Genomic DNA, 25,938 nt, shown 5'->3' on the forward strand with positions numbered 1-25,938 from the left:
CAGGAGGGGCGGCGGGGGATCGGGTGGGGCAATTCGGAACGTAGGGGAACCAAAGGGGGTCGCGGGCCGACTGGTGGGGGGTGAGTGCGAAGTCGCCGGGTGTCCGGCCGTTGAGTGTGCTGGCGGGGTTCGCCCTGCTGCTGGTGGTGGTGTTCGTGGCGGCCTTCGCCGTGGGGCGGGGGGCCGGACCGGTGTCCCCGGGGCTGACGCCCGGGGGCGGCGGCGGGAAACCCGGGATGAGCGGGCACGACATGGGGGCGGGGAATTGAGTTCCGTCGCGGGTGCGGACGCCGGGGCGCTGGTCAGTACGGATCTGGCGGTCGGCGGGATGACGTGTGCGGCCTGTGTGGGCCGGGTCGAGAAGCGGCTGGCGCGGATCGACGGGGTGACGGCCGGGGTCAACCTCGCCACCGGACGGGCCCGGGTGGTGCACCCCGTCGGCGTGGCCGTCGAGGAACTGGTCGCCGCGGTCGAACGGGCCGGTTACACCGCCGAGTTGGCCTCGGCCGGACAGGTCGGGGACGGCGGGGAGGCGGAGGGCGCCGGGGACCGGTGGCGGCTGCTGGTGACGGCGCTGCTGGCGGTGCCGGTGGTGGTGCTCTCCATGGTGCCGGCACTGCAGTTCCCCGCCTGGCAGTGGGTCTGCTTCGCCCTGGCGGTACCGGTGGTGAGCTGGGGTTCGGCCGGGTTCCACCGGCGGGCCTGGCAGGGCCTGCGGCATGCCGCCGCCACCATGGACACCCTGGTCAGCCTCGGGGTGGTGGCGTCGTTCGGGTGGTCCGCGTATGCGCTGGTGTTCGGCGGGGCCGGGGAGATCGGCATGCGGATGCCGTTCTCGCTGACCGCGGACGGTGGCGGCGCGGCGCACGTCTATCTGGAGGCGGCCGTCGGGGTGCCGCTGTTCGTGCTGGCCGGGCGGCTGCTGGAGGGCCGGGTGCGGCGGCGCAGCGGCTCGGCCCTGCGGGCGCTGGCCGAGCTGGGCGCGAAGGAGGTGTGCGTCCGGGATCCGGAGACCGGGCAGGAACGGCTGCTGCCGATCGAACAGCTCCTGCCCGGGCAGGAGTTCGTGGTGCGGCCGGGCGAGCGGGTGGCGACCGACGGCGTGGTGGTGGACGGCAGTTCGGCCCTCGACCTGAGCCTGCTGACCGGCGAGAGCGTGCCGGTCGAGGCGGCCCCCGGGGACCGGGTGGCGGGCGCGACGGTCAACGTCGGCGGCGCCCTGGTGGTGCGGGCGACGGCGGTCGGCGCGGACACCCAGCTGGCCCGGATCACCGCCCTGGTGGCGGACGCCCAGGCCGGCAAGGCGCGGGCGCAGCGGCTGGCGGACGCGGTGGCCGGGGTCTTCGTGCCGTGTGTGCTGGCGGTGGCGGTCTGTGTGCTGGGCTTCTGGCTGGGTGCGGGCGCCGATCCGCAGGCGGCGGTGACGGCGGCGGTCGCGGTGCTGGTGGTGGCCTGCCCGTGCGCGCTGGGGCTGGCCACGCCGACGGCGCTGCTGGCCGCCACCGGCCGGGGCGCCGAGCTGGGCGTGCTGGTGCGCGGGCCGGAGGTGCTGGAGAGCCTGCGGCGGATCGACACCGTGGTGCTGGACAAGACGGGGACGCTGACGACCGGGCGGATGGAGCTCGCGTCGGTGGTGGTCGCCGAGGGCGCCGGTACGGGCGCGGCCGTTGGTGCGGGTACCGGTACGGGCGCGGGCGCGTCCGGCGCGGTGGACGCGGACCTGGTGCTGCGGCTGGCCGGGGCAGTGGAGCACCGGTCGGAGCATCCGATCGGCCGGGCCGTCGTGGGGGCGGCCCGGGAACTGTGCGGGGCCGACGGCCTGCCGGCGGTGACCGCCTTCGCGGCCACCGCCGGGGTCGGGGTGTCCGGGACGGTCGAGGGCCGGCAGGTACGGGTCGTCCGGCCCGACGACGCCGGCGGCCCGCTGCCGCCCGAGCTGGACGCGGCGCTGGCACAGGCCGGTGAGGCCGGCCGGACACCGGTGGTCGTCGAGCTGGACGGTCGGGCGGTGGCGGTCCTCGCGATCGGGGACACCCTGCGGTCCGGCAGCTGGCGGGCCCTCCACCGGCTGCGCGGGATGGGTCTGGAAACCGTCCTGCTGACCGGCGACGGCGCGGGCGCGGCCCGGGCCGTCGCGGACGAGCTCGGCATCGAGCGGGTGCATTCCTCGGCCTCGCCGGAACGCAAGGCCGAGGTGGTCGCGGAGCTGCGGGCGGCCGGGCGGACCACGGCGGTGGTCGGCGACGGCGTCAACGACGCGGTGGCACTGGCCTCGGCCGACCTCGGGGTGGCGCTCGCCTCGGGCAGTGACGCCGCGATCGGGGCGGCCGGGCTGACGCTGGTGCGGGGCGACATCGAGGCGGTGGTGGACGCCGTCCGGCTGGCCCGGCGGACGCTGGCCACCATCCGGGCCAACCTGCTCTGGGCCTTCGGTTACAACGTGGTGCTGATTCCGCTGGCGGCCGTCGGGCTGCTGAACCCGATGCTGGCGGCGGTGGCGATGTCGCTGAGTTCGCTGCTGGTGGTGGGGAACAGTCTGCGGCTGCGGACCTGGCAGCCGGGGCGCGGCGCCTCGGGCGGGCACGGCGACGGCGATGGTTCGGCGGGGAGCGGCCGGGGGCCGGGCGGGCGGCGCCGTTCTTCGGCGGGTGCGGCGTGGTGAGGACGGCGAAGGCGGCGAGGACGGTGGGGTCGGTGGGAGCCGGACGGCTGCGGACGGGCGAACGGCTGCGGGTGGTCGGGCCGCCGGTGGCCGCGGCGGCGGTGGCACTGGCGCTGCTGTCCGGGTGGACGGCGGTCGGCGGGGCCGGTCGGCAGCGTCCGGTGGAGGCCGGGCCGGGCTGGCTGCTGCTGCCGACGGCCGGCGGGGCCACCGCCACGGCCGCCTTCTTCACGGTGCGCAACCCCGGCGATGTCCCCGATGAACTCGTAGGCGCCAGCTGGGAGTTCGGCGGAAGGATCACGCTGAAGCGGCATCAGCACCAGGGCGCGTCGGGCCGGTGGGAGCCGGTCACCGCGCTGTCCGTACCGGAGCGGGGCGAGCTGGTGATGTCGCCGGAGGACTCCGATCTGATGATCACCAACCCGCCGGCGCTGCGGGCCGGGCAGTGGGTGGAGTTCACGCTCAGCTTCCGCAGCAGCCCGGAGCTGCGGGTCAGGGCCGAGGTCGTACCTCCGGGCGGACGGCCCGCCGGCTGAACCGGCGACGCCCCTGAACGCGGGTCCGCGGGAGGGCGGACCGGCGTTCAGGGGCGTCGTGGTACGGAGTCCCTCGCGGTGCGGAGGCGTCGCGAGGGACGTCGGAGCGGCCGGGCCTCCGGGCTCAGGGGCGGACCGGCTGGTCGAGAATGGACTCGACCGGGCGGCGGGGCGTCGCCGGGCCGGGCGGGCCGTACCCGGTGCGCAGCACCAGCTGGACGTAGCCGGGGCCCTCGGCCGGGTCGCGCAGGCCCCACCGGGTGTCGTCCCACTCGACGGCCTGATGCCAGACCGTCAGCCGGAGCCCGTGCACGGTCGCCAGCAGCCAGACCCGCTCCAGCGCCTGACCGGTGCGGAGCCAGTCGGCCGGGCCGTCGCCCGGGGTGGTCAGGGTGCAGAGCTGCGGCAGCGCCTCGAAGCGCTGGGACGGCTGGGTGGGCGCGTCACCCCGGTGCGGCGGGCGGCCGGCGAACTCGCGCATCGGGACGCGGGCGTCGTGGTCCAGCGGGCCGAGGGCGGTGAGCGGGATGCCATCGGTGGCGGCGTCCCGCCTGAGCCAGGCGTGGGTCTCGGCCTGCCGGGCGGGGTCGTGGGCGATCCGGTCCTCGGCCTCCGCCGTGAGCGCCAGCACCCGCCGGACCCCGGCCTCCTCCAGCGGGGCCAGTGCGACGCCCTCGTCGTGCGCGGCGGCGACGAGTTCGCCGAGCACGGCCTCCGGCACGTCCCGGTTGGCGAACGGCTGGCGGCTGGAGTGGCGTTCGGCGATGGCGGGGTAGAGGTCCCGGCCGAACAGCCGCTCGGCGCGTGCTGGTCCGGCGAGGTCGAGGACGGCGAGCAGCTGCGGATCGTCCTCGTCCGGGAGCAGTCGGACGGCCGGCTCGCGGCCGAGCCGGCCGGCGGCCACCCGCAGGTTGAACAGGGCGGCGCCGACGGAGATGTGCAGCGCGGCGCCGTTGGGATCGGCGAGCGGGACGGCGCGACCGGGGTCCGCGCGCACCTCCAGGCCCTGCCCGTCCGGGGTGGGACGGAACCGCCAGGGCTGGCTGTTGTGCAGCGACGGCGCCGCACCACCGGCGGCGGCGAGCAGCCGCAGGTCGGCCGCGGTGAGGGTTGGCTCGGTCATGGTGATCCTCTCCTTGCCTCGGGGGCACGGCCGCCATCGGGAGTCACGCCGCAGTGGCTGGTACTCCCGAGGGTGCTCCCGGCCGATGGGCGGGCGACAGGGTCCAACGGCCCGCTTTCGGCCCGGGCTGTCCGGGCCGGGCGGTCCGGGCCGGGCGGCCGTGCTCGGCGGTGTGGCGGCGCTGCCGGGCCCGTCGGGCCTGTCGGGCCCGCGCCTGCCGTCAGGCGGCGGGTCCGACGGGCGCAGCCCGGCAGGCGTGGCCCGTCAGGCGTGCGGTACGACGGCGATCGGGGCGTGGGCGTGCTGGAGGACGGCGTGCGCCACCCGGCCGAGCCGCAGGCCGATGTCGTGCGGGCGCCGGCGCCGTCCGACCACCACGAGGTCGGCCGCCTCCGAGGCCTCGACCAGCGAGCGGGCCGCGCCGAGCCGGACCTGCTCGACCAGGACCGTGTCGGGGTACCGGTCACGCCACTCGTCCAGCGCCAGGCTGAGCGTCTTCGCCTCCAGCGCCTGGAGGTTGGCCATCTCGGTCTGCGGCGGGATCCAGCCCGCGTACGCGAACACCGGCGGCATCTCCCAGCCGTGCACCACGCGCAGCCGGGCACCCCGCAGGGCGGCCTCCCGGAAGGCGAAGGCGAGCACGTCCTCGCTCGGGGCGTGGGCGTCGACGCCGACGACCACCTCGGGGGCGGTGCCGGCCTGCTCGCCGGTCCCGGCCTCCTCCCCGGTGCGGGCGCCGGTCGCCGGGGCGGGCCGGACCACCACCACGGGCGCGGCGCAGCGGGCGGCGGCCGCCATGCTCACCGAGCCGACCAGCAGGCCGGTGAAGCCGCCCAGGCCGCGCGAGCCGAGGACCAGCAGACCGGCGTCCTCGGCGGCGGACACCAGCCCGTCCACGGCGGCGTCGAGCACCACGTCGGTCTGGACGGGGAGGCCGGGGTGGCTGCGGCGCACCTCGTCGGCGGTGGCGGCGAGCATCCGCTGGGCGACGGCGGGCAGGTCGTCGGCGTCGGCGAAGGCGGCCCGGCCGTCGGTCAGCCAGGGCCAGGCGTGCACCAGACGCAGCGGGGCGTCCCGGCGCAGTGCTTCGCCGGCGGCCCACTGGGCGGCGGCGGTGCTCTCCGGCGAGCCGTCGACTCCGGCCAGGACGGGTGGCGTCATGAGGGTTCCTCTCACTGGGCGGGGCGGCGCGGGGTGGCGCGGCGGCGGTACCGGGCGGGGCACCCTGACGTGTCGTCCGGTACCACCACCCTGACGGCCCGGCGGGGTGCGCGGCAGAGGCCGCTGGGCCCTCGGGGCAGGGCCGGAGGTCCCGTCCGGGGAGGGAGCCGGGAAGGGTCCGCGGCGGCCGTCGGGTGCGTACATGACGGACCCGGCGTTCCGTGCCGCTGTGGGCGGGCACTAACGTGAATCCGACAATCTTCCTGGTCGGGCGACCGGGGACCGAACCGGACGTACCGGTACAGAGCGACGAGGAGGACGCCGGTGGGCGGCGCGGACGGGACGCGAACGGACGTCGGCGGGGCAGCCGCCATGGACGGCGCGTCCGCGGGAGGCGGCACCCCCACCGACAGCGGGCCCGGCGGTGCCGCGCCCGCTGGGGGTGCGCCCGGCCACGGCGCGCCCCCCGGGGGCCGGCCCGCCGGGGGCGGTTCGGCGCGGATGCCACAGCTGCGCCTGGACGAGCTGCTGGAGGAGCTCCAGTGGCGGATCGACGCGGCGCGCGGCACCCGGGACCGGGTGCACAGCCTGCTGGAGGCGGTGCTGGCGGTCGGGCGCGAGCTGGACCTCTCGCAGGCCCTGCACCGGATCGTCGAGGCCGCCGCCGACCTGGTGGACGCCCGGTACGCGGCACTCGGCGTGATCGGCGCCGACGGGCACACCCTCTCGCAGTTCCTGACGGTCGGTCTGACCAAGGAGGAGACCGACGCGATCGGGCCGCTGCCGTCCGGGCAGGGCATCCTGGGCGAGCTGATCCGCCATCCGCAGCCGCTGCGCTGCCCGGTGCTGTCCGAGCACCCCGCCTCGGTCGGCTTCCCGGCGCGCCACCCGCCGATGCACACCTTCCTCGGGGTGCCGGTGCGGGTGCGCGGCGAGGTGTTCGGCAACCTGTACCTCACCGACAAGCGCGGCGGCCTGGACTTCGACGCCGACGACGAGGCGGTCATCGCGACCCTGGCGGTCGCGGCCGGGGTGGCCATCGACAACGCCCGGCTGTACGAGGAGGCGCAGCGCCAGCAGCGCTGGCTGCGGGCGAGCGCCGAGATCACCCGCAGTCTGCTGTCGGGCGCGCACCGGCTGGAGGTCGTGGAGCTGATCGCGCGCCGGGCGCGGGAGATCGCGGGCGCGGAGCTGGCGGACGTCTCGGTGGCGCTGGCGGGCCCGGACGAGCGGGCGAGCGAGCTGACCGTCGAGGTGGCGCTGGGCGGCGAGCCGACCGCCCGGCTCGGGGTGACGGTGCCGGTGGACGGCACGCTCTCCGGCGCGGCGTACGTGTCCGGCTCGCCGGTGACCAGTGGCGAGCTGGAGTGCGACGCGCGGTTCACGGCCGGGCCGCCCGGGCGGTTCGACGGGCTGGGCCCGGCGGTCGCGGTGCCGCTGGGCACCGGGACGGGCTACGGGCGGGGCGTGCTGCTGCTGGCCCGGGAGGCCGGGCGGCCGCCGTTCAGCGCGGAGGAGACCGGCCCGCTGCTGGGCTTCGCCGACCAGGCGGCGCTCGCCCTGGAGCTCGCCGAACGGCGGCGCGACGCCGAGCAGTTGACGCTGCTGGAGGACCGCGACCGGATCGCCCGGGACCTGCACGACCTGGCCATCCAGCGGCTCTTCGCGACCGGCATGACGCTGCAGAGCGCGGGCCGGCTGATCGAGAGCCCGACCGCGGCCGACCGGGTCAGCCGGGCGGTCGCGGACCTGGACGAGACGATCAAGATCATCCGCTCGACGATCTTCGGGCTGCGCGCCCACAACGAGCCCGACCGGGGGCTGCGGGCCCGCGCCACCCGGGCCGTGGGCGAGGCGCAGGCGACGCTGGGGTTCGCTCCCCGGCTCAGCATGGAGGGCCTGCTCGACACGGACGTGCCGCAGGAACTCGCCGAACACCTGATGGCCGTCCTCGGCGAGGCCCTCAGCAACGCGGCGCGGCATGCGCGGGCGAGCCGGGTGGAGGTCGCGCTGCGGGCGCTCGGCGGCCGGGTGACGCTCACGGTCACGGACGACGGCGTGGGCGTGCCGGAGGGCGGGCGGCGCAGCGGCCTGCGGAACCTCGCCGAGCGGGCGGAGCGCGCGGGCGGCAGCTTCGAGCTCCAGGCGGCGGAGGGCGGCGGTACCCGGGTGGTGTGGGAGGCACCGCTGGGGGCCTGAGGCGGGCGGGTGCGAGCCGCGGGCGCGCGCGGTTCGCGACGGTCCGGTGGGCGCGGGGGGCCCGGGCGGACAAGAGCGGGCTGACAGAATTCGAAATCTGTTATCCGTTAGTTGTTAGTTGTTATCTGTCAGCTGTCAGCCGCCGCCCGACGACCAGCTCCGCCCCGATGCGGATCTGCACCCGATGCGCGTCCGCACGGCGGGCCGCCCCGGCCGGCTCCACCTGGGCCCGGCCGAGGACGGTGACGCACCAGCCGGTGCCGTCCACGCCGTCCACCTCGTCGGCCTCGAACGCGATCACCGCGCCGTCCACCGCGCGGACCAGTTCCGAGCCGGCCCGCGCCGACAGCAGCACACCTCCGCGCGCGTCCAGCCGGAAGCGCACCGGCAGCACGGCCGGGAGGGCGCCGACGGTGTAGACGACCCGGCCCACCTCCGTACCGGCCAGCAGTTCCATCGCCCGAGCCTCGTCGAGGTCCCGGACGCCGAGCGGCCACGGCTGCACGTCCGGTTCCACCTGCGGGGACGACGCTGCGAGATCGGGGTTCATGCCAGCGATGGTCACTCGCCGGGCCGGGCCGGGGGGAGGGCCGATGGTCCTGTGAACCGTCCCGACCGGCCCCGATCCGCCGGGACGCCCGCCCCCGGTCGGCCCCGCCACCGTCCCCGACACGGCGGCGGGGTCGATGGGGACACGGAAACGGGCAGGTCCTCACCGGCGGATCACCGGTGAGGACCTGCCCGCCGCGGACCCCGGTCCGCGTGCACGGCCGACGGGGCGGCGCGCTCCCCCGGGTCAGCCCCGGAGGCCCCCGTAGGAGCGCTGGTGCGCCGGCTGCGGGGCGGCGGCCGGCTGGCGCAGTTCGGTGGCGATCAGCGCCGCCTGGACCCGCCGCTCCACGCCGAGCTTGGCCAGCAGGCGGGAGACGTGGTTCTTCACCGTCTTCTCGGCGAGGTAGAGCCGCTCGCCAATCTGCCGGTTGGTCAGGCCCTCGCCGATCAGCGCCAGCACCTCCTGCTCGCGCACGGTCAGCTCCGGCCCGCCGGTGGTCGCCTGCTCCGGTTCGGCGTCACTGCGCAGGCGGTTGAGCAGGCGGGTCGCCGCGCCGGGGTCGAGCATCGAGCGGCCGGAGGCGACGGTACGCACGGCGGCGACCAGGTCGGTGCCGCTGATCTGCTTCAGGACGTACCCGGCGGCGCCCGCCATCACGGCGTCGAGCAGCGCCTCCTCGTCGTCGAAGGAGGTCAGCATCAGACAGGCCAGATCGGGCATCCGGGAGCGCAGTTCACGGCAGACGGCCACACCGTCGCTGTCGCCGCCGAGGCGGACGTCGAGGACGGCCACGTCCGGGCGGAGCGCGGGGACGCGGACGAGGGCCTGCTCGGCGGTGGCGGCCTCGCCGACCACCTCGAGGTCCGGCTCGCAGTCCAGCAGGTCGTGGACTCCCCGGCGTACCACCTCGTGGTCGTCCAGCAGGAACACCCTGACCGGTGCCGGCGTCTCGGTACCGGTCGTCTCGCTCGCCATGTCGCGGCTCCACCTTCCTCGCGCCCGGCACACTGCTTCGGGACTACGGCATCATCGCCGATCGACGCGCGGCGGCCCAGGGCCCAACGGCCCCATTCACCGGGGCCTCGGACCTGGTTCCGGCTGCGGCCGCGGCCGGGGTCAGTGCCGGCGCACGTTGCCGAGGCCGATCAGGAGGAAGGCGGTGGAGACCGCCACCGCGCTGCCGGCCGCGGCGGCGACACGGGGGGCGAACGAGCCACCCCCGGCCATCAGGATGGAGACCGCGCCGAGCGAGGAGATCGCCAGGCCGACGAGCAGCCAGCCCAGCAAGGTCAGGGCGGCCGGGCGCGGGGACTTCGGCGCGGGCCCGGCGTCGAGCATCGCCCAGCGCAGTCCGTCCTCGTGCCGCTCGACCCGGCGGTACCAGAGGGCCCGGACGCGCAGGATGACGCCGGCGACGAGGCCGGCGAGGGCGACCTGCGCGGCGGGCTGCCAGTCGGGGACGACCAGCAGCAGTCCGCCGGCGAGCGCCATGCCCGCCCACCAGACGATGCAGGCCGCGGCGGCGGTGCGGGCCGACCGGGGGCGGTCGTCGCCCGCCTGGAGGTCGGAGATGGCGGGCAGGTACCAGACGCAGCCGGACGCCGTGATCGCGGCCGTGCCGATGGCCAGGACGGTGTGGGACATGCCTTTCGCTCCTCAGCCGAGGGGTTCGGCGCCGCCTGCTCGGGGCGGGCCGGTGATGGGGGACCTGGGCCGGGGTGTCCGCCAGGTCGAGGAGGAGCCGTCCCCGCCCGCCCGGGGGCATCGAAACGGGCGGGGACGGCGTCAGGGGGCGGCGCGGGGCCGCCGTGCCGGGTCGGCCGGCGCGGTGATGGACAACAGATAACAGATGACAGACGTTGAAATCTGTTATCCGTCATCCGTTGGCTGTCAGCCGTCCAGCTTCTTCGGCGCCCGGCGCAGCTCCGGGTTGTCGTAGTTGGCCGGGGTCACGCCGACCAGGTGCTTGGCCGGCTCGCCGTTGTTGTCCAGGAAGTCGCGGGCGGCGATCTCCGGGTGGTGCAGGTCGAAGGCCGGGGACTCGGAGCGGATCCGCGGAAGGGTGACGAAGTTGTGCCGCGGCGGCGGGCAGGAGGTGGCCCACTCCAGCGAGCGGCCGTAACCCCACGGGTCGTCCGCGGTGACCTTCTCGCCGTACTTGGCGGTCTTCCAGACGTTGTAGAGGAACGGCAGGATCGACAGGCCGAGCAGGAACGAGCCGATGGTGGACACCGTGTTGAGCACGGTGAACCCGTCCGCCGCGAGGTAGTCGGCGTAACGGCGCGGCATGCCCTCGGCGCCCAGCCAGTGCTGCACCAGGAAGGTGGAGTGGAAGCCGATGGTCAGCGTCCAGAAGGTGATCTTGCCGAGGCGCTCGTCCAGCATCTTGCCGGTCATCTTCGGCCACCAGAAGTGGAAGCCGGCGAACATCGCGTACACCACGGTGCCGAACAGCGTGTAGTGGAAGTGGGCGACGACGAAGTACGAGTCCGAGACGTGGAAGTCGATCGGCGGGGCCGCCAGCAGAACGCCCGTCAGACCGCCGAAGAGGAAGGTGACCAGGAAGCCGACCGTCCAGAGCATCGGGGTCTCGAAACTGAGTGAGCCCTTCCACATGGTGCCGACCCAGTTGAAGAACTTCACCCCGGTGGGCACCGCGATCAGGAAGGTCATGAAGGAGAAGAAGGGCAGCAACACCTGCCCGGTGACGTACATGTGGTGCGCCCAGACCGTCACCGAGAGGCCGGCGATGGCGACGGTGGCGGCGATCAGGCCGGCGTAGCCGAACATCGGCTTGCGGGAGAAGACCGGGATGACCTCGGAGACGATCCCGAAGAACGGCAGCGCCAGGATGTAGACCTCCGGATGGCCGAAGAACCAGAACAGGTGCTGCCAGAGCATCGCCCCGCCGTTGGCCGGGTCGAAGACGTGCGAGCCGAACTTGCGGTCGCACTCCAGCGCGAGCAGCGCCGCCGCCAGCACCGGGAAGACCATGAGCACCAGGACGGAGGTCAGCAGCACGTTCCAGCAGAAGATGGACATCCGGAACATGGTCAGGCCCGGGGCGCGCATGCAGATGATCGTGGTGATGAAGTTGACCGCGCCGAGGATGCTGCCGAAGCCGGAGAGCGTGACGCCCATGATCCACATGTCGGCGCCGACGCCCGGCGAGTGGATGGCGTCGGAGAGCGGCGCGTAGAGGAACCAGCCGAAGTCGGCGGCGCCCTGCGGGGTCGCGAAGCCGGCCGCGGCGATCAGCGAGCCGAACATGAAGAGCCAGTAGGCCAGCATGTTCAGCCGCGGGAAGGCGACGTCCGGGGCGCCGATCTGCAGCGGCATGATCCAGTTGGCGAAGCCCGTGAACAGCGGCATGGCGAACAGCAGCAGCATCACCGAACCGTGCATGGTGAAGGCCTGGTTGAACTGCTCGTTGGAGAGGATCTGCGTCCCCGGCCGGGCGAGCTCGGCGCGCATGACCAGCGCGAGAATGCCGCCGATCAGAAAGAACCCGAACGACGACACCAGGTACATGGAGCCGATCGTCTTGTGGTCGGTGGTCGTCAGCAGCCTGACCACGGACGAGCCGGGCCTTCCGACCCGGACTCCCCCCGGCCTGGCGGCGGACGGCGGCAGCGCGCTGTCGCCCTTTGCCTCGATGGCGCTCAAGGACGCACTCCTTCGAAACTTCTGCGGATGGATGGCGATCCATGATCAGAACTCGACGGCCTTGCGCCCTAGGGCCGTTGGGCCCAGCCGACCGGGGCCGGTGGGCCTGCGTTCGGGACCCCGACCAGGGCCCTCCGTCAGGCCGCGCGCCGGAGCCTCCGCCGGGCGGCCGCGGCCGGCTCCGGACATGCCGAAGCACCGGTGCGCACCGGGGAGTCGGGCTCTCCCCCGGGTGCGCACCGGTGCGCTCCGGAACCGGTCAAAGCCCTACCGGGCTCCCGCCGCGCGCTACGAGGCGGCGGCGCCCGCGGTGAGCCGGTAGCCGGTCACCAGGTCGGGCTGGATGGCCACGGTGTGGTCCATGGAGGCATTCACCCATGGCCGCAGCAGAGCCCGGTAGCGGGCGAGTTGACCGGGATCGGTGACCGCGCGGGCGAAGCCGGTGACGACCACGCTCCACCCGAGGTGGGTCACCGGGTCGATGGCGTCGGCCTCGTACGCCACCACGACCCCGGCCGCCTCCGCGCCGAGCGTCGCCGTGGTGAGCGCCGCACCGTCGTGGGTGCGGATGACGATCGTGTCGTCCACGAGCAGGTGGTTGACCGGGCGGATGGCCGGCAGGGCACGCGCGGTGAACACGATCCGGCCCAACGGCACACTCCCCAACAGCCGCATCGCCTCCGCCCGTTCGAGGGGCACGAGATGGCGCGGCGGGGCCTCGCCGACCGGCGGGAACGACCGGGCGGGTGGCCGGCCGCCGGAGCGGCGCAGCGCCCGGAGCCGGCGGCGGACGACCTCGTCGTTCACGAGGCGGCCGCGATCAGGCCCAGCCGGCCGTCGAAGCGCCGGTACAGGACGCGGCCGCGCCGGGTGCCCGGCTGGGCGAAGAACAGGAAGGGCAGATCGGCCGCGGCGAGCCGGTCGACGGCCTCCGGCTCGGTCAACTCGGGTGCGCCGCAGGGGCTGAGGGTGAGCGGGACGCTCGGCCGGCTGGGCGGCCCGGCGGCCGCGGTGCGGGCGAGCCGGTAGCCGGTGGGCCCGACCCGGTAGACGACGGCATCGGTCTCGGTGGCCGGATCGGTGAACAGGTGGATGTCGAAGTCCATCGCGTCCATGGTCCGGGCCGCCGCGTCGGGTGAACACCACACCAGGCCCGCCTGCTTGCGCCGGACGATGTCCTGCACCCCGGCGGCGTAGGGGATTTCGGCGCGCGGGTGGTCGCCCGGTCCGCCCGCCGAAACGGGTACGAGCAGCCGTTCGGCGCGCGGTGCGGCGCCCTGCGCGGGGACGGCACCCTGCGCGGGGACGGTGGCCAGCAGCCCCCTTCCGCGCACCCGGCGGGGCCAGGGCCTGGGCGTCCAGCCCGAGGTCACGGCGGCGATCCGGCCGCGCAGCCCGTCGGCCAGCCGGTCCAGGGCCTCGCCGAGGTCGGCGGCGGCCTCCTGGACGCGGATCCGCCGGCCGTCGACCTCGGCGTTGACCTGCGCCAGCACGGTCGCCGCGCCGACCAGTCCGACCCGTACCCGCAGTGCCTCGACGAGGGCGTCCGCGCCGCACACCACGGCCGCGACCCGGGCCTTGGCGTCGATCGCGAAGTTCCGCGAAATTCCCTCGCACACCTGCACCGTGACCAGTTCGCCCATGTCAGGCCTCTCCCGTTCCGCCACGCCGTTCCACGTACTGCCACGCCCGTTCCACGTACTGCCGAATCCGTTTCGCGCACCACCGGGCCCGTTCCGCACGGGGCGCTCCCCGTACCGGGTACGGCCCCGCCGGTCACGTCGGCCCCCGGCCGGCCCGCATACCCACGCGGCGATCACCCTCCCGCCACCGCGCGGTGCCCACAAGGGCCGAACGGCCCCATCAGGGCCGTTGAACCGTCCCGTCACCGCCCTGTCGTCATCCCGTCACCGCCCCGCCGCCCGCCGTCCATGCCCCTGCCACGACCCGTCCCCGACCCACCACCGAGCCGCCACCGGCCCGCCACCGACCGGCCGCAGCCGGGCCATCCCGCCCGACCCGGGCGTCCGGCCCCGGATCATGCGGGCCGAACGTCACAAAGATGGGGGCCGGTCCCCCATGCCCCGGTGGCCACGCCGGGGCAAGGATCAGCACCGGGGGGCAGCGTCTTCGACGGCAGCGCGCCCCCTCCCGGCATCGGAGGTGCGGTGGTGGCTGAGGTGAACGCCGTGCGCAGAGCGCGCCTCGACGGGGGCGGCGTACCGGTTCAGGGCCCGGTCGCACCGGTGGCCACCGCAGCCGTTCCGACCCCGCACACTCCGATGCCCGGCGAGCCCCCGGTCCACGGCCTCCAGACGCGCGGCCTCCAGGCACCCCACCTCCCGGTGCGCGAACTCCCCGCGCGTGAGCTCCCGGCCCGCGCGCTGCCGGTTCGGCGCCGGACCGGCCGCGCCACCCGGTCGCCCTGGTGGCAGCGCGGGCTGACGCCTGCTCAGCCGGTCCCCGGGACCCGTCCCGACTGGGCCGCGTTCACCGAGGCCGCCGTCGCCGCCGCACCCGTGCGGCCCATCGTGCCGAGGGTCGGGTACCCGGGCCTCAGCGGCTTCGCCCTCGTCCTCGCGCCCTTCGCCGAGCGCGCCCTGGTCCGGCTGCTCGCCGCGCTCCCCCGCGACGTCCGGGCCGGGGACCACCTCGACCTGCCCGCCCTCCGCGCGGGTTTCACCGCCCGGCTCACCGGGCGGCTCAGCCGGATCGCCGCCCGCACGCTGGTGCTGGAGCTGAACGTGGCCCGGGTGAGCGGCCGGCTCAGCGGCGGCACCCCGCAGGAGCGGTTCCGCTCCTTCCTGGCGCTCACCGCCCGCCGCGAGGGGCTCGCCGCCCTGCTGCGCGAGTACCCGGTACTGGCCCGGCTGCTCGCCCAGACCTGCCTGGACACCGCCGACGCGCACGCCGAACTGCTCCTCCACTTCGCCGCCGACCGGCCGCTGCTGGTCTCCGGACTCCTGCGCGGCACCGACCCCGGGCCGCTGGTGGCCCTGGAGTCCGAGGCAGGCGACCGCCACCGGCGCGGCCGTACGGTCGCGGTGCTGCACTTCGCCAACGGCACCGCCGTCGTCCACCGCCCCCGGCCCCCGGCCGCGCACCGGCACTTCAACGGCCTGCTCGGCTGGTACAACGCGCAGCCGGGGGTGCCCCGGCTGCGCGCGCTCGCCGTGCTCGACCGGGTCGGCTACGGCTGGACGGAGTACGCCGAGGCGCGGCCCTGCCACACCGGGTACGAGGTCGAGCGGTTCTACCGGCGGCAGGGCGCGCTGCTGGCGCTGCTGCACGTCCTGGACGGCACCGACCTGCACTTCGAGAACCTGGTCGCCTGCGGGGACCAGCCGGTGCTGGTGGACGTGGAGACGCTGTTCCACCCGTCGGCCCCGGCCGGCCCCGGGGAGGATCCGGCGGCCCGGGCGCTCCAGGGCTCCGTCCACCGGGTGGGGCTGCTACCGCAGTTGCTGCTGGGCGACGACGGCGCGGTGGACGTCTCCGGGATCGGCGGCGGCAGCGGCGGCCGGCCGGCCTCGTCCCCGGTGGAGGGCGTGGACTGGGCGGGCGCGGGCACCGACGAGATGCGGCTGGTGCGGCGCGCCCGCCCGTTCGGCGAGGCCCGCAACCGGCCGCGGCTGGGCGGCGCGCCCGTCGATCCGGCCGGGTACACCGAGGAGCTGGTGGCCGGCTTCCGGGCCGGCTACGCGGCGCTCGCCGCCGGCCGCGACCAACTCGTCGGGCCGGAGGGCCTGTTGAACGCCTTCGCGGGGGACGAGGTGCGGGTCGTACCGCGGGCCACCCGGGTCTACGCGCGGCTGCTGGACGAGTCCACCCACCCGGACGTCCTGCGCGACGCCGCCGCCCGGAGCGCCGTCCTGGAACTGCTGCGGACGGACGCGGTGGGCGACCCGGGCCGCCCCGGGCTGGCCGACCACGAGCTCACCGACCTGTGGGCCGGTGACGTCCCGCTGTTCACCACCCGTCCCGGCAGCCGCGACCTGTGGACCGCCACCGGGCTCCGGCTCCCCGGCGAGCTGGGCGAGCCCGGGCTGGCGCGCGCCGAGGCGAAACTCGCCGCGCTGGGCGGCGTGGACCGCAAGGACCAGGAATGGATCATCCGCGCGGCCATGGCGGGCGCCGCCGGCACCCCCGCGCACCGGCCCGGGCGGCCGGTGCCCGAGAACGTCTGGGCCACCGCGCCCGAGCCCGAGCAACTCCTCACGGCCGCACGGGGGGTGGGCGACCAGCTGGTCGCCCTCGCCTACCGGGGCCGGTCCCGCACCAACTGGCTCGGCCTGGAGCTGCTCGCCGAGCGGTACTGGCGGGTCCGGCCGCTCGGCGCCGACCTGGCCGGCGGGTACACCGGCACGGCGCTGTTCCTGGCCCAACTCGCCGAGCTCACCGGCTCCGACCGCTACGCCGAGGTGGCCCGCCGGGCGCTGGCCCCCCTCCCCGCCCTGCTGGAGACCCTCGGCGGGCACCCCGACGGGCCGGCCGCCGTCGGCTCGGGCGCGTTCGCCGGGCTCGGCGGCATCGCCTACGCGCTCACCGAGATCGCCCGCACCCTGGACGACCCGCTGATCCGGCAGTGGACCGGCCCCGCGGTGGCGCTCACCGCGGCCGCCGCCGAGCGCGAGACCGACACCGGCGTGCACAGCGGCACGGCCGGCGGGCTGGCGGCGATGCTCGCCGTCCACTCCGCCACCGGCCGGTCCGAGGCGCTCCGGGCCGCCGCCCTGTGCGCGGAGCGGCTCACCGCCGTACCGGCACCCGCCGTCACCGGCTTCGCCCACGGCTCGGCGGGCGTCGGCTGGGCGCTGCTGCGGTTCGCCGAGGCCGCCGCGGAGCCCGCCGGCGGGCCGTACCACCACGCGGGCCTGGCCGCCCTGCGCGCCGCCACCGCCCTCCGGTCCCGGGAGGGTTCCTGGTGCCGCGGCCGGCCCGGCACCGCGCTCGCCGTCACCGACAGCCCGGCCGCCCTGGCCGACCAGGGGCTCGCCGACTGGGCGCAGCGCGCCGTCCGGAACACCGCGCGCGCCGCGCCGCTGCCCGACCACAGCCTCTGCCACGGCGAGTTGGGCGTGCTGGAGCTGCTCGGCCGCGGCGGGCCGCCGTCCGGGCGGACGCCCTGGGTGCGGCGGGCGGGCGCGCTGCTGGCCGGGGTGGACCAGGACGGGCCGCGGTGCGGCACCCCGGAGTTCGTCCCGCATCCGGGGCTGCTCACCGGGCTGGCCGGGATCGGGCACGGACTGCTGCGGCTCGGCTTCCCCGAGCGGGTGCCGCCGGCCCTGCTGCTCCGCCCCCGGGCGCCCGCACCGGCCCGCCCGGCCCCGTGACCGCCCGCCGCCCCGACACCCCGGCCCCGCGGCCGCCCCGGCGACCGGCCCTCGTGACCACCCCTGCCACTCGACCGACACCGGCCCGCGGGCCGCACTGACCGCTCCACCGTTCACCGTTCGGTACGGCTCGGTACGACCCAGCGGCACTCGGCAGGACTCGGTACGGCCGGGTGCCGCCGAGCACGAGTCCGTACGAGCGGGCCGGCGCGGCGGGCGAGCACCCTCGCCCGGGTACCGGGGCCTGCTCCGGTACCACCCCCTGGAAACCACTCACTTCAACGACGAATGGGAGTAGAGGAACGCATGAACGACAGCGACTTGGTGCTGAGCTGGAAGCGGCCGGAGGGCCGGCCGGACGAGGCCGTCGACCACCCCGCGGGTGACATCCGGCTGCGGGCGGGCGGCGGGCTGGGCCTGCGCTCCCAGCTGCTGGCCGGAGGCGGGGGCGCGGTGCCGCCGGTCTTCGAGTTCCCGACCATGACCGTACCGATCTGACCTGCGCCGACGAGGGCACCCGACGACGTCGCCGGCACCGCGGGGACTCCCCGCGACGCCCACCGGGCGGTCCGCCCGCGACGACGCGGCCGGCCGTCCGCCACCGGGGACCGGGCAGCGCCCCGGTGGCGGAGCGGACCGGGGCGCCCCTGATGCGGGCGCACGGTAATCGACCTGTGACGACCGTGTGCCCGCGCAGTGGCCGGTTCAATACCCTACAGAACGGATGGGCCGTCAAGTAGCCTGCGGCCATGCGGACCACTTCGTCGATCACCGTCGGCCGGGCAGCCGAGACCAGCCTGCTGAGCAGCGCGCTGGCCGCCTCCCGGCAGCGGTCCGGACGGGCGGTCTTCCTGCTCGGCGAGGCCGGTATCGGCAAGTCCCGGCTGGCCGGGGAGTGCGCGTTCCAGGCGTACGGGCTCGGCCTGCCGGTGCTGCGCGGCCGGGGCAGTTCGACCGGGACGGTGACACCGTTCCGGCCGCTGATCGAGGCGCTCTCCTCGCGCTTCCGGGCCTCCGGGACGCCCTCCGACCCGGAGCTGGACCCGTACCGTCCCGCGCTCGCCCGGCTGGTGCCGGAGTGGCGCGGTGAGGCCGCCGCGGCGGCCGGGGCGGGCGCGTACCCGGAGACGGTGGTCGAGCTCGCCGAGGCGCTGCTGCGGCTGCTGGCGGTGCTCGGCCGGGAGCACGGCTGCGTCCTGCTGCTGGAGGACCTGCACGACACCGACGCGGAGACGGTCGCCGTCCTGGAGTACCTGGTCGACAACCTGGCGGGCCTGCCGGTGCTGCTGGTCGGCACCCTGCGGGCGGAGCCGGGCCCGGCGCTGGACCTGGTCCGGGCCGCCGAGCGGCGGCGGGCGGCCGCCGTCGCGGAGCTGCGGCCGCTGCCGCCCGCCGACGTCCGGGCGATGGCCGCCGCCGTCCTGGAGGCCGAGACCGCCGAGGTGCCCGCGGCCGTACTGGACCAGCTGGTCGAGCGCGCCGACGGATCCCCCTACCTCGTCGAGGAGTTGCTCGCCGACATGCTCGCCTCGGAGGCACTGCGGCGCGAGGACGGGCGGTGGCAGGTGATCGGCGGTCTCGGCACCGGAGTGCCCAGCACCATCGTCCGCAGCTGGGGCCGGCGGATCGACCAGCTCGACCCGCAGGTGCGCGAACTGCTGCTGACCGCCGCCACCCTGGGCAGCCGGTTCTCGGTGGCCACCGTCCAGCTGATCACCGGGTACGACGACCGGACGCTCTTCAGCAACCTGCGGTCCGCCTCCGAGGCCAATGTCATCGTGCCGGACGGCGCCGCTCCCGACCGCTACGCCTTCCGGCACACGCTCACCGCCGACGCCGTCACCGCCGCCCTGGCACCCGCCGAACGGGCCGCCGTGGCCCGCCGGGCGGCCCGGGCGATCATCCGGGCCGATCCCGAACTCATGGACGAAAGGCGACAGTTGGTCGCCTCCCTGCTGCTGGCGAGCGGCGACCGGGCCGGCGCCGCCGTGCACTTCGCCGAGGCCGGACGGCGGGTGCTGGAGGCGGGCGCCGCCGGGTCCGCCGTGGTCCTGCTGGAACGCGCGCACGAGCTCGCCGGAGACGCCGAACGCACCGCCGTCACCGAGCGGTTGCTGCTGGCCCTGGCCGAATCCGGGCAGCTGGACCGGGCGTTCGAGCTGGTCCGCACCCTTCCGCCGGTCCACGCCGACCCGGCGGCCGGCCGCTCCGACGCCGTCGACCGGCGGATCCACCTGCACACCCGGCTCGCCTGGGTGGCCGTGATGGTCGAGCGGATCACCGAGGCCGTCCCGCAGATCGCCGCCGCCCGGGCCCTCTCGGGCACCCGCCCGCGCCCCGAACAGGACGCCGCCCTCGCCGTGGTGGAGGGCCATCTGGCGCTGTTCCCCGACCAGAGCCAGGGCGGGACGGACGGACGCGGCCGGCTCGTCGAGACCGAGCGGCGCGCCCGCCGGGCCGCCGAGGTGGCCGAGCGGGCCGGCCTTCCGGTGGTCGCCTGCCAGGCCTGGCAGTTGCTCGCCCTGCTGGCCCGCGAACGCGGCTTCGACGCGGCCGACGCCTGCCTGGAGCGCATGCTGGCCGTCGCCGAGGCCCACGCCCTGCCGGTCTGGCGGGTGGAGGCGCTGCTGCGCCTGGGCGCCAACGCCTTCATGCGCACCGGCGACGGCGCCCGGCTCGAACGGGCCAGGGAGGCCGCCGCCGGGCTCGGCGCGATCGTCCTCACCCAGACCGTGGACGGGCTGCTCGCCATGAACGCCGTCCTGCGCGGCGAGTGGCGCACCGGCCGGGAGATCATCGACCGCTGCCTGGACGCCACCGCCCGGCTGCGCAACCTCTCCGCGCACCGCTATCTGCTGCTCACCTCCGCCACCCTCGCCGCCCACCTGGGCCGCGGCCGCGAGATGGAGCGCGAGCTGGCCCGGTTCCGGCAGGCCGGCGGCGAGGAGTCGCTCCTGATGCCGCTGCGGTACGGCCTCTGCCGGGCCGTCGGCGCGCTGCTGGCCGAGGACCGCGCCGGGGCCCGGGCCGAACTGGCCGCCGGCCTCGCCTGGGAGGAGGAGCACCCGAGCGTCTTCTACCTGGCCGGACGGCATGGACTGCACCCGCTGCTGGAGGTCACGGACGGCGCCTGGGAACGCGCCGACTTCGAGAAGGCCGCCGCCGCCCCGGCCGCCGAACTCGCCTGGAACCGCCAGTTCCTGGGGTTCGCCGACGCCGTCCTGCTCGGCCGCGAGGGCCGCCGGGACGACGCCGCCCGCGCGGTCGAGGAGGCCCGCGCGGCGGCCGGGCCGTTCCCGCTCGCCCACCACCTGGCGCTGCGGCTCACCGCGGAGGCCGCGCTCGCCGACGGCTGGGGCGACCCGGTGTCCTGGCTGCGCACCGCCGAGGAGTACTTCCACGACACCGAGATCCAGCCGGTGGCCGGGGCCTGCCGGGCACTGCTGCGCCGGGCCGGGGCCAGCGTCGCCCAGCACCGCGGCGGCCGGGACCAGATCCCGGCCCGGCTGCGGGCCTGCGGGGTGACGCTGCGCGAGTACGAGGTGTTCGTCATGCTCGCGGACCGGCCCGGCAACCAGCAGATCGCACGGAACCTGTCCATCTCGCCGCGCACCGTGGAGAAGCACATGGCGAACCTGCTCGGCAAGACCGGCCGCCCGGACCGCGCGGCGCTCTGCGAACTCGCGGCCGAACTCGACACCCGCGGGTAGCGGCCGGGCGGCGCGCACCGGATCCGGCAGGCCCGCCCGGGCAGCCGGACGGGGGCGGCCCGGTCAGTCCCCCATGAACACCACCCGCCGGCCGCCGGTGGCCGGCCCGGCCGGCCCGGCGACCGTCGAACGCCCCGCCGGGACGGCCCGGTCACGGCCCCAGGCGCGGATCTCCTCGATCCGCTCCGGGTTGGTCCGGCTGAACGGTGTGGTGTTGGCGAAGGTGTCCAGCACGAAGGAGGGCTTCAGCCGCTCGGCGCCGCCGTTGAGGAACACCTCGGCGCCGACCTCGTGCAGGGCCGCCTCGATGTCCGACCCGGCGAAGCCCTCGGAGAGGTCCACCAGCAGGTCCACCTGGTCGCCGGCCGGCTCGGCCTTGAGGTAGCGCCGGTAGTACAGCTCGATGATCTCCCGGCGGTCCTGCGGGTCGGGCAGGTCGACGAAGAACAGCTCGTCGAAGCGCCCCTTGCGCAGCAGCTCCGGGGGGAGCCCCCGGACGTCGTTGGCGGTGGCGACGACGAACGCCCGGGACCGCGACTCCTGGAGCCAGAACAGGAAGTGCCCGATGACGCGCTGCGGCACGCCCGTCCCGTCGTTGCGGCCCGCCAGCCCCTTCTCGATCTCGTCGATCCACAGCACGCACGGCGACACCCGGTCGGCGGTGTCCAGCGCCTCCCGCATCCGGCCCTCGGACTCGCCGAGGTACTTGCCGTGGATGCTCGCCATGTCCAGCCGGTAGAGCGGCAGCCGCCACTGGGACGCGATCGCCTTCGCCGAGAGCGACTTGCCGCACCCCGGCACACCGACCAGCAGGACGCCGCGCGGCGGCCGCAGCCCGCTGCCGCGCAGGTCGGCGTGCATCAGCCGGTGCTTGCGGTCCAGCCAGGCCCGCAGGCTGGCGAGCCCGCCGACCGCGTAGTCGGCGTCCTTGAGCTGGACCCGTTCCAGCCCGGCCAGATCGCTGAAGATCCGGTCCTTGGCACTGGCCAGCACCATCACGTCCTCCCGCCGGACGGCCCCGCGGGCGACCACGGTCGCCATCAGGTTGACCGCCTCCGCCTCGGTGACGCCGATCAGGAACTCGGCCGCCCGCCGGGCGTCGTCCTCGCTCCAGTCGATCGGCACCACGCCGCGGTGGTCGTCCAGGAAGCCGGTGACGGTGCGGTACATCTCGTCGGCGTCGGGGAGGTCCAGCTGCAGGCTCATCCCGAGCCGTTGCAGGCCGCTCCAGATCGGGCTGTCGGTGATCAGCACGATGCAGCCCGCGTTGGCGTCGGCGAGCCGGGCGAGCTCGGCGACATGGCGGGTGAACGGGGTGTCGTTCTCCAGGCCGTCCGGATCCACCAGGATCAGCGTGGCCTGCGCCCGGCTGGTGAACTGGGCCGCGGCGAACTCCATCGCCCCGGTCAGCGAGCGGTCGTCCTGGACGGTGCTGTTGGTCCGCAGATCGCGCAGGCCGGTCGCCCTGGTGTAGATCCAGAACTGCTGGCCGCTGCGGCGCGGCCGGGTGGCGATCTCCGTCACCAGCCGCAGCGCGCGCTGCTGTTCGATGCTGCGCAGGCCGATGACCGGCACCCGCGCGGTGAGGTAGCTGTCGAGGTCCGCGAGGCTCTCGGCGTAGTTCGGCATGGTGGCGTCAGTCCTTCGGTGGGCGGGGCGGGGTGCCCGGGACGACGCGGCGGCCCGGGGCCGCCGCGTGGTCGTAGGCCCAGCCGGCCGGATCGGCCGGGGGCCGCTGGGCGAGGACGGCGGTGAGCGGGTTGTCGCGCAGCGTGCGGCGGCGCTGTTCGACCCACCCCGGGTCCCGGCCCGCGGCGCTGCGGCGGTCGAGGCCCCGCTCCAGGTCCTCCTGGACACGCCGGACCTGCTCGTCCACGGTGGCGGTCAGCCGGGTGCGCAGGTCCTCGGGCAGACCGGGGTGGGCCGCCAGGGCGCGGATCCGGTGCAGCCCGGTACGCGCCTGGGTGAGCGCCCGGCCGAACGCGAACTCGTCGCCGGTCGCGTTGAGCGCGGACACCAGGGCGTCGGACCAGCCCTGCAACCGCGCGCCCAGCGCCTCGGAGATCCGCCCGGCCAGCCGCGCCAGGGTGTCGGCCGGGTAGCGCGCCGGGTCGAGCGCCGGCAGGCCGTCCGGGTCCTCCGGCGCGCCCTCGGACCAGCGTTCCAGGTAGTCCGCCCAGCGCTGGTACTCGCCGCCGGGCGGCGCCTGCCGCGGCTGCCGGGCGGTCCGGCGGAACCTCATGACGCGCTGCCGGGCCGGCGGACCAGGGCCTCGCCGGGCGGCAGCGGTTCCCAGTCCGGCAGCCGGTCGACGATCCGGCGCAGCCGGCCGGTGGCGGGCGCGGCGGGCTCGGGACCACCGGCCCGGGGCGCGGCCGCCCACGGGGTGGTCGGCGGCCGGCGCGGCGGCGGCGGGACGTTCGGCTGGTGGTCGGTCACCGGGTGCCTCCTCGCGGCGGGTGGGACGATCCGGAGGCGTCCGGCCGGACGGAGCGCCCGTCGTAGGGGTTCCGGGCGTGGCCGGCCGTGGCCAGGTCGGCCAGCATCGCCCTGACCTCGGCCTCGACGGCGTCGGCCGCCCGGAAGGCGCTCTGCCAGTCGGTCAGTTCGGCCGCCGCCGCGCGCAGGTCCCGGAACGCCTCCTCCCGGCTGTGGGCGAGCGCCTTGCGGGCGGCGGCCAGCGCGGTGGCGGACCGCCGGTGGCGCACGTACAGCAGGACGCCCCAGATCCCGCCGACCACGGTCGCGAGACCGGCGGCGCGGGCGGCGTCCGCGCGGCCGAGCAGCAGGACGATCGCCAGCAGGACGCCGCCGAGCAGCAGCAGGTGGCGGCGGAGCGGGAAGACGAGCGACTGGACGAGGGGCCGGGTGTGCTCGTCCCAGTGCCGGCCGAGCGACTGTTCCAGTTCCGCCTGCGGGGTGTTGAGCGAGCCGGTCCACGGGGGGATCCGCGGCCCCGCCGGGGCGGGCCCGGGGGCGGCGCCCAGGACGACCTGGACGTCGGACGGCTGGGCCATCCGGTAGTCGCGACCGAAGCCGGCGTGCGCCTCGGTGAACCACTCCCGGCAGGCCGCGACGGCCAGCCGCCGGGTGGCGGGCGAGGCGCCGATCGCGGCCGGGGTGAGGGCGGCGGTCGACTGCAGGCTGAGGAGGTCCATGGCCGGCTCCAGACCCGCCGCGTTCACGGCGACGGCCTGCCGGGCGGCGTCCACGTCCCCGTCGTGCTCCACGACGGCCCGCTGCAGCGCGAGGTCGCGCCGCAGCGGCAGCTCCTCGGCGTCGTACTCGCCGACCAGGCGGTCCAGGATGTCGTCGATCGCGTCCAGCAGCCGGGGGTGGGACGTCGGCTCCCCGGTCATGACGGCGCGGTAGGTGTCGAGGACGGTCCGCTGCGCCCGTGCGGCGCCCAGCGCGGCGCCCAGCTGCGGCCACTGCGGGGAGACCGCGGCCAGCCGGGGGAACTCGCCGCCGCCGGCGGGCGTCGGCAGGGCGTCCAGCGCGGCCCGCCAGCGGCGGACCTGGGCGGTCCTGGCCCCCGGGTCGGCTTCGAGCCGCTCGTGCCAGACCGTCATGGTGTCCGCCAGGACGGCGCGGCTGGCCGGACCGAACGCCCCCTGCGCCACGGATTCCAGGATGACGGTGAACTCGCGGCCCAGCGCCGCCGGGTCCTGGGCGAGCAGGTAGTGCCGCAGCCAGCGGGCGGCCGGGTCCAGGCGGCCCTGCCGGCGCAGCACCAGGGCGAAGAAGAGCGAGGTGCGGCCCGGGGAGCGCCGGAACGCCTCCTCGACGGCCCGGTCGCAGAGCCCCGGGTCGTCGGCGGCCCAGCTCGCGAGGGCGACCAGGGCGGGGGCGAGCCAGTAGCGCGGCGTCTGGATCATGAGCTGCTCGCTGACCGCGCGGACGGTCTCCTCGGAGACCACCCCGAGGTCGAAGGCCTGGAGCATGCCCACGGCCGTGCGCCGGACGGTCCGGTGGTGGCCGAACCGGTGGTCCATCTCGTCCTGGATGACGCCGATCCTGGTCTCGGCCCGCTGCACGTTGGAGGAGAGCTCGAACTGCCGGACGAAGGCGAGGAAGTCGTCGCGCAGCTGCCGCAGTTCGCCGTGCGCCCGGTGCTGGGCGGCGCCGACCGCGTCGACCTTCCCGACCAGCCCGCCGACCTGTTCCTGGACGTATCTGACCTGCCGGTCGACGTCCGCGAGCTGGCGGCGCAGGACGAAGTCGATCTCGTTCATACGGCTCCCCCTCGACGGCGCTCCGGTGCGTGGCGCGGGCGTTCGGGGCCCGGGCGTTCGGAGCCCGGGCGTTCGGAGCCCGGGCGTTCGGAGCCCGGGCGTTCGGAGCCCGGGCGGACAAAGTCCCGGCGGACGTGGCGCGGGCGGACGAGGAACCCGCGGGTGCGGCACGGGCTCACGGGCGGACCACCCCTCCGTCGGCGAACACCGGCAGGAGCAGGCCGTCGCTGTACACCTCGACATAGGCGTACGCCCCGGTGCGCACCAGCATCCGCGCGGCCCGGAACGGCTCCGGCACCGGGTCACCGGGCGCGAAGTGCCGCAGCACCGCGTGATCGAGCGTCAACTGGTGGTCGACGTAGGGCGCTCCGAGCCGGCAGGTGGCGAGGAAGCCCAGCGGCACACCGCCGTGGGCACTGCCGTACCGGTCCGCCAGCCACCGCGCCAGGTCCCTCGCCGCGCCCGGCTCCAGCCCGGCGTCCAACCGGGCGACGGCGTCCAGCAGTTCGTCCGTCCGGCGGCTCAGCCGTTCGCCCGCCGCGACGGGCCGGGGCGGGCTCGTCCGCACCGGCGGCCGCAGGCCGGCCCCGTCCTGCTCCGTGGGCACCGGGCGGACGACCCGCCGGGGTTGTTCGAAACTGGCCATGGATCCCCCGAGTTGGTCCTGCGACCGCGCGTCCGGTCGGACGGCGCGGTGGAGAAGAATAGTGATCGCCCCCATCATTGCGAAGCCCGCCTGGTGAGGGGCACCGTTTGCCCG

The 25,938-nt window shown here is 76.0% G+C and carries 19 protein-coding genes; 6 read left to right on the top strand and 13 right to left on the bottom strand.

Going from position 1 to position 25,938, the window contains the following annotated elements; genetic code table 11:
• Positions 1-265 precede the first annotated feature (265 nt).
• Both ACIQIB_RS21430 and ACIQIB_RS21435 read left to right on the top strand, forming a co-directional pair.
• The gene (locus ACIQIB_RS21430; RefSeq protein ID WP_400759771.1) at positions 266-2,662 is read left to right on the top strand and encodes a heavy metal translocating P-type ATPase; all 2,397 of its coding nucleotides are present in this window, start codon (positions 266-268) and stop codon (positions 2,660-2,662) included.
• A 32-nt stretch (positions 2,663-2,694) separates the two neighbouring features.
• On the top strand, positions 2,695-3,198 hold the full coding sequence (locus ACIQIB_RS21435) for a copper chaperone PCu(A)C (RefSeq protein ID WP_363609915.1): 504 nt from the start codon (positions 2,695-2,697) through the stop codon (positions 3,196-3,198).
• 124 nt (positions 3,199-3,322) lie between these two features.
• Here ACIQIB_RS21435 and ACIQIB_RS21440 read toward each other — a convergent pair whose 3' ends face one another.
• Entirely contained in the window at positions 3,323-4,321 is a 999-nt protein-coding gene (locus ACIQIB_RS21440) for an Acg family FMN-binding oxidoreductase (RefSeq protein ID WP_363609913.1), read from the bottom strand.
• 264 nt (positions 4,322-4,585) lie between these two features.
• Positions 4,586-5,482 carry a universal stress protein gene (locus tag ACIQIB_RS21445; RefSeq protein WP_363609911.1) on the bottom strand — a complete coding sequence of 299 codons (897 nt, stop codon included), beginning with the start codon at positions 5,480-5,482 and terminating at the stop codon, positions 4,586-4,588.
• Positions 5,483-5,983: 501 nt separating this feature from the next.
• Between ACIQIB_RS21445 and ACIQIB_RS21450 the strand changes: the two genes are divergently transcribed.
• Positions 5,984-7,681, top strand: coding sequence for a GAF domain-containing protein (locus tag ACIQIB_RS21450; protein WP_400655390.1), 1,698 nt, complete (start codon positions 5,984-5,986; stop codon positions 7,679-7,681).
• 121 nt (positions 7,682-7,802) lie between these two features.
• Here ACIQIB_RS21450 and ACIQIB_RS21455 read toward each other — a convergent pair whose 3' ends face one another.
• The 6 genes from ACIQIB_RS21455 to ACIQIB_RS21480 form a co-directional block, all read right to left on the bottom strand.
• The gene (locus ACIQIB_RS21455; RefSeq protein WP_400655387.1) at positions 7,803-8,231 is read right to left on the bottom strand and encodes a pyridoxamine 5'-phosphate oxidase family protein; all 429 of its coding nucleotides are present in this window, start codon (positions 8,229-8,231) and stop codon (positions 7,803-7,805) included.
• Positions 8,232-8,477: 246 nt separating this feature from the next.
• A complete protein-coding gene (locus tag ACIQIB_RS21460) occupies positions 8,478-9,209 on the bottom strand; it encodes a response regulator transcription factor (RefSeq protein WP_363609905.1) in 732 nt (243 codons plus the stop codon).
• 141 nt (positions 9,210-9,350) lie between these two features.
• Complete coding sequence (locus ACIQIB_RS21465; RefSeq protein WP_400759774.1) at positions 9,351-9,878, bottom strand: hypothetical protein; 528 nt, start codon at positions 9,876-9,878, stop codon at positions 9,351-9,353.
• A 246-nt stretch (positions 9,879-10,124) separates the two neighbouring features.
• Complete coding sequence (ctaD, locus tag ACIQIB_RS21470) at positions 10,125-11,900, bottom strand: cytochrome c oxidase subunit I (RefSeq protein WP_400759776.1); 1,776 nt, start codon at positions 11,898-11,900, stop codon at positions 10,125-10,127.
• 288 nt (positions 11,901-12,188) lie between these two features.
• Positions 12,189-12,671 (bottom strand): pyridoxamine 5'-phosphate oxidase family protein, encoded by a 483-nt coding sequence (locus ACIQIB_RS21475; RefSeq protein ID WP_400759832.1) that lies wholly within the window; start codon positions 12,669-12,671, stop codon positions 12,189-12,191.
• A 32-nt stretch (positions 12,672-12,703) separates the two neighbouring features.
• Positions 12,704-13,543, bottom strand: coding sequence for a sigma 54 modulation/S30EA ribosomal C-terminal domain-containing protein (locus tag ACIQIB_RS21480; protein ID WP_400759779.1), 840 nt, complete (start codon positions 13,541-13,543; stop codon positions 12,704-12,706).
• 546 nt (positions 13,544-14,089) lie between these two features.
• Between ACIQIB_RS21480 and ACIQIB_RS21485 the strand changes: the two genes are divergently transcribed.
• From ACIQIB_RS21485 to ACIQIB_RS21495, 3 genes are all read left to right on the top strand, one after another.
• Positions 14,090-17,233, top strand: coding sequence for a type 2 lanthipeptide synthetase LanM family protein (locus ACIQIB_RS21485; RefSeq protein ID WP_400759781.1), 3,144 nt, complete (start codon positions 14,090-14,092; stop codon positions 17,231-17,233).
• Between the two features lie 306 nt (positions 17,234-17,539).
• Entirely contained in the window at positions 17,540-17,731 is a 192-nt protein-coding gene (locus ACIQIB_RS21490; RefSeq protein WP_400655376.1) for a hypothetical protein, read from the top strand.
• Positions 17,732-17,982: 251 nt separating this feature from the next.
• The gene (locus tag ACIQIB_RS21495) at positions 17,983-20,943 is read left to right on the top strand and encodes an AAA family ATPase (RefSeq protein WP_400759784.1); all 2,961 of its coding nucleotides are present in this window, start codon (positions 17,983-17,985) and stop codon (positions 20,941-20,943) included.
• Between the two features lie 63 nt (positions 20,944-21,006).
• Here ACIQIB_RS21495 and ACIQIB_RS21500 read toward each other — a convergent pair whose 3' ends face one another.
• The 5 genes from ACIQIB_RS21500 to ACIQIB_RS21520 form a co-directional block, all read right to left on the bottom strand.
• A complete protein-coding gene (locus ACIQIB_RS21500) occupies positions 21,007-22,572 on the bottom strand; it encodes an AAA family ATPase (protein ID WP_363609894.1) in 1,566 nt (521 codons plus the stop codon).
• Between the two features lie 7 nt (positions 22,573-22,579).
• Positions 22,580-23,185 carry a hypothetical protein gene (locus ACIQIB_RS21505; RefSeq protein WP_363609892.1) on the bottom strand — a complete coding sequence of 202 codons (606 nt, stop codon included), beginning with the start codon at positions 23,183-23,185 and terminating at the stop codon, positions 22,580-22,582.
• Positions 23,182-23,382, bottom strand: a complete 201-nt coding sequence (locus tag ACIQIB_RS21510) for a hypothetical protein (protein ID WP_363609890.1) — start codon at positions 23,380-23,382, stop codon at positions 23,182-23,184. The genes ACIQIB_RS21505 and ACIQIB_RS21510 overlap by 4 nt, the downstream gene beginning before the upstream one ends.
• Positions 23,379-25,178 carry a hypothetical protein gene (locus ACIQIB_RS21515; RefSeq protein WP_400759786.1) on the bottom strand — a complete coding sequence of 600 codons (1,800 nt, stop codon included), beginning with the start codon at positions 25,176-25,178 and terminating at the stop codon, positions 23,379-23,381. Before ACIQIB_RS21515 ends, ACIQIB_RS21510 begins: the two co-directional genes overlap by 4 nt.
• 175 nt (positions 25,179-25,353) lie before the next feature.
• The gene (locus ACIQIB_RS21520; RefSeq protein ID WP_400759788.1) at positions 25,354-25,824 is read right to left on the bottom strand and encodes a hypothetical protein; all 471 of its coding nucleotides are present in this window, start codon (positions 25,822-25,824) and stop codon (positions 25,354-25,356) included.
• Between the last annotated feature and the right edge of the window lie 114 nt (positions 25,825-25,938).

The organism is Kitasatospora sp. NPDC092286, from assembly GCF_044755565.1.
Lineage (GTDB): Bacteria > Actinomycetota > Actinomycetes > Streptomycetales > Streptomycetaceae > Kitasatospora.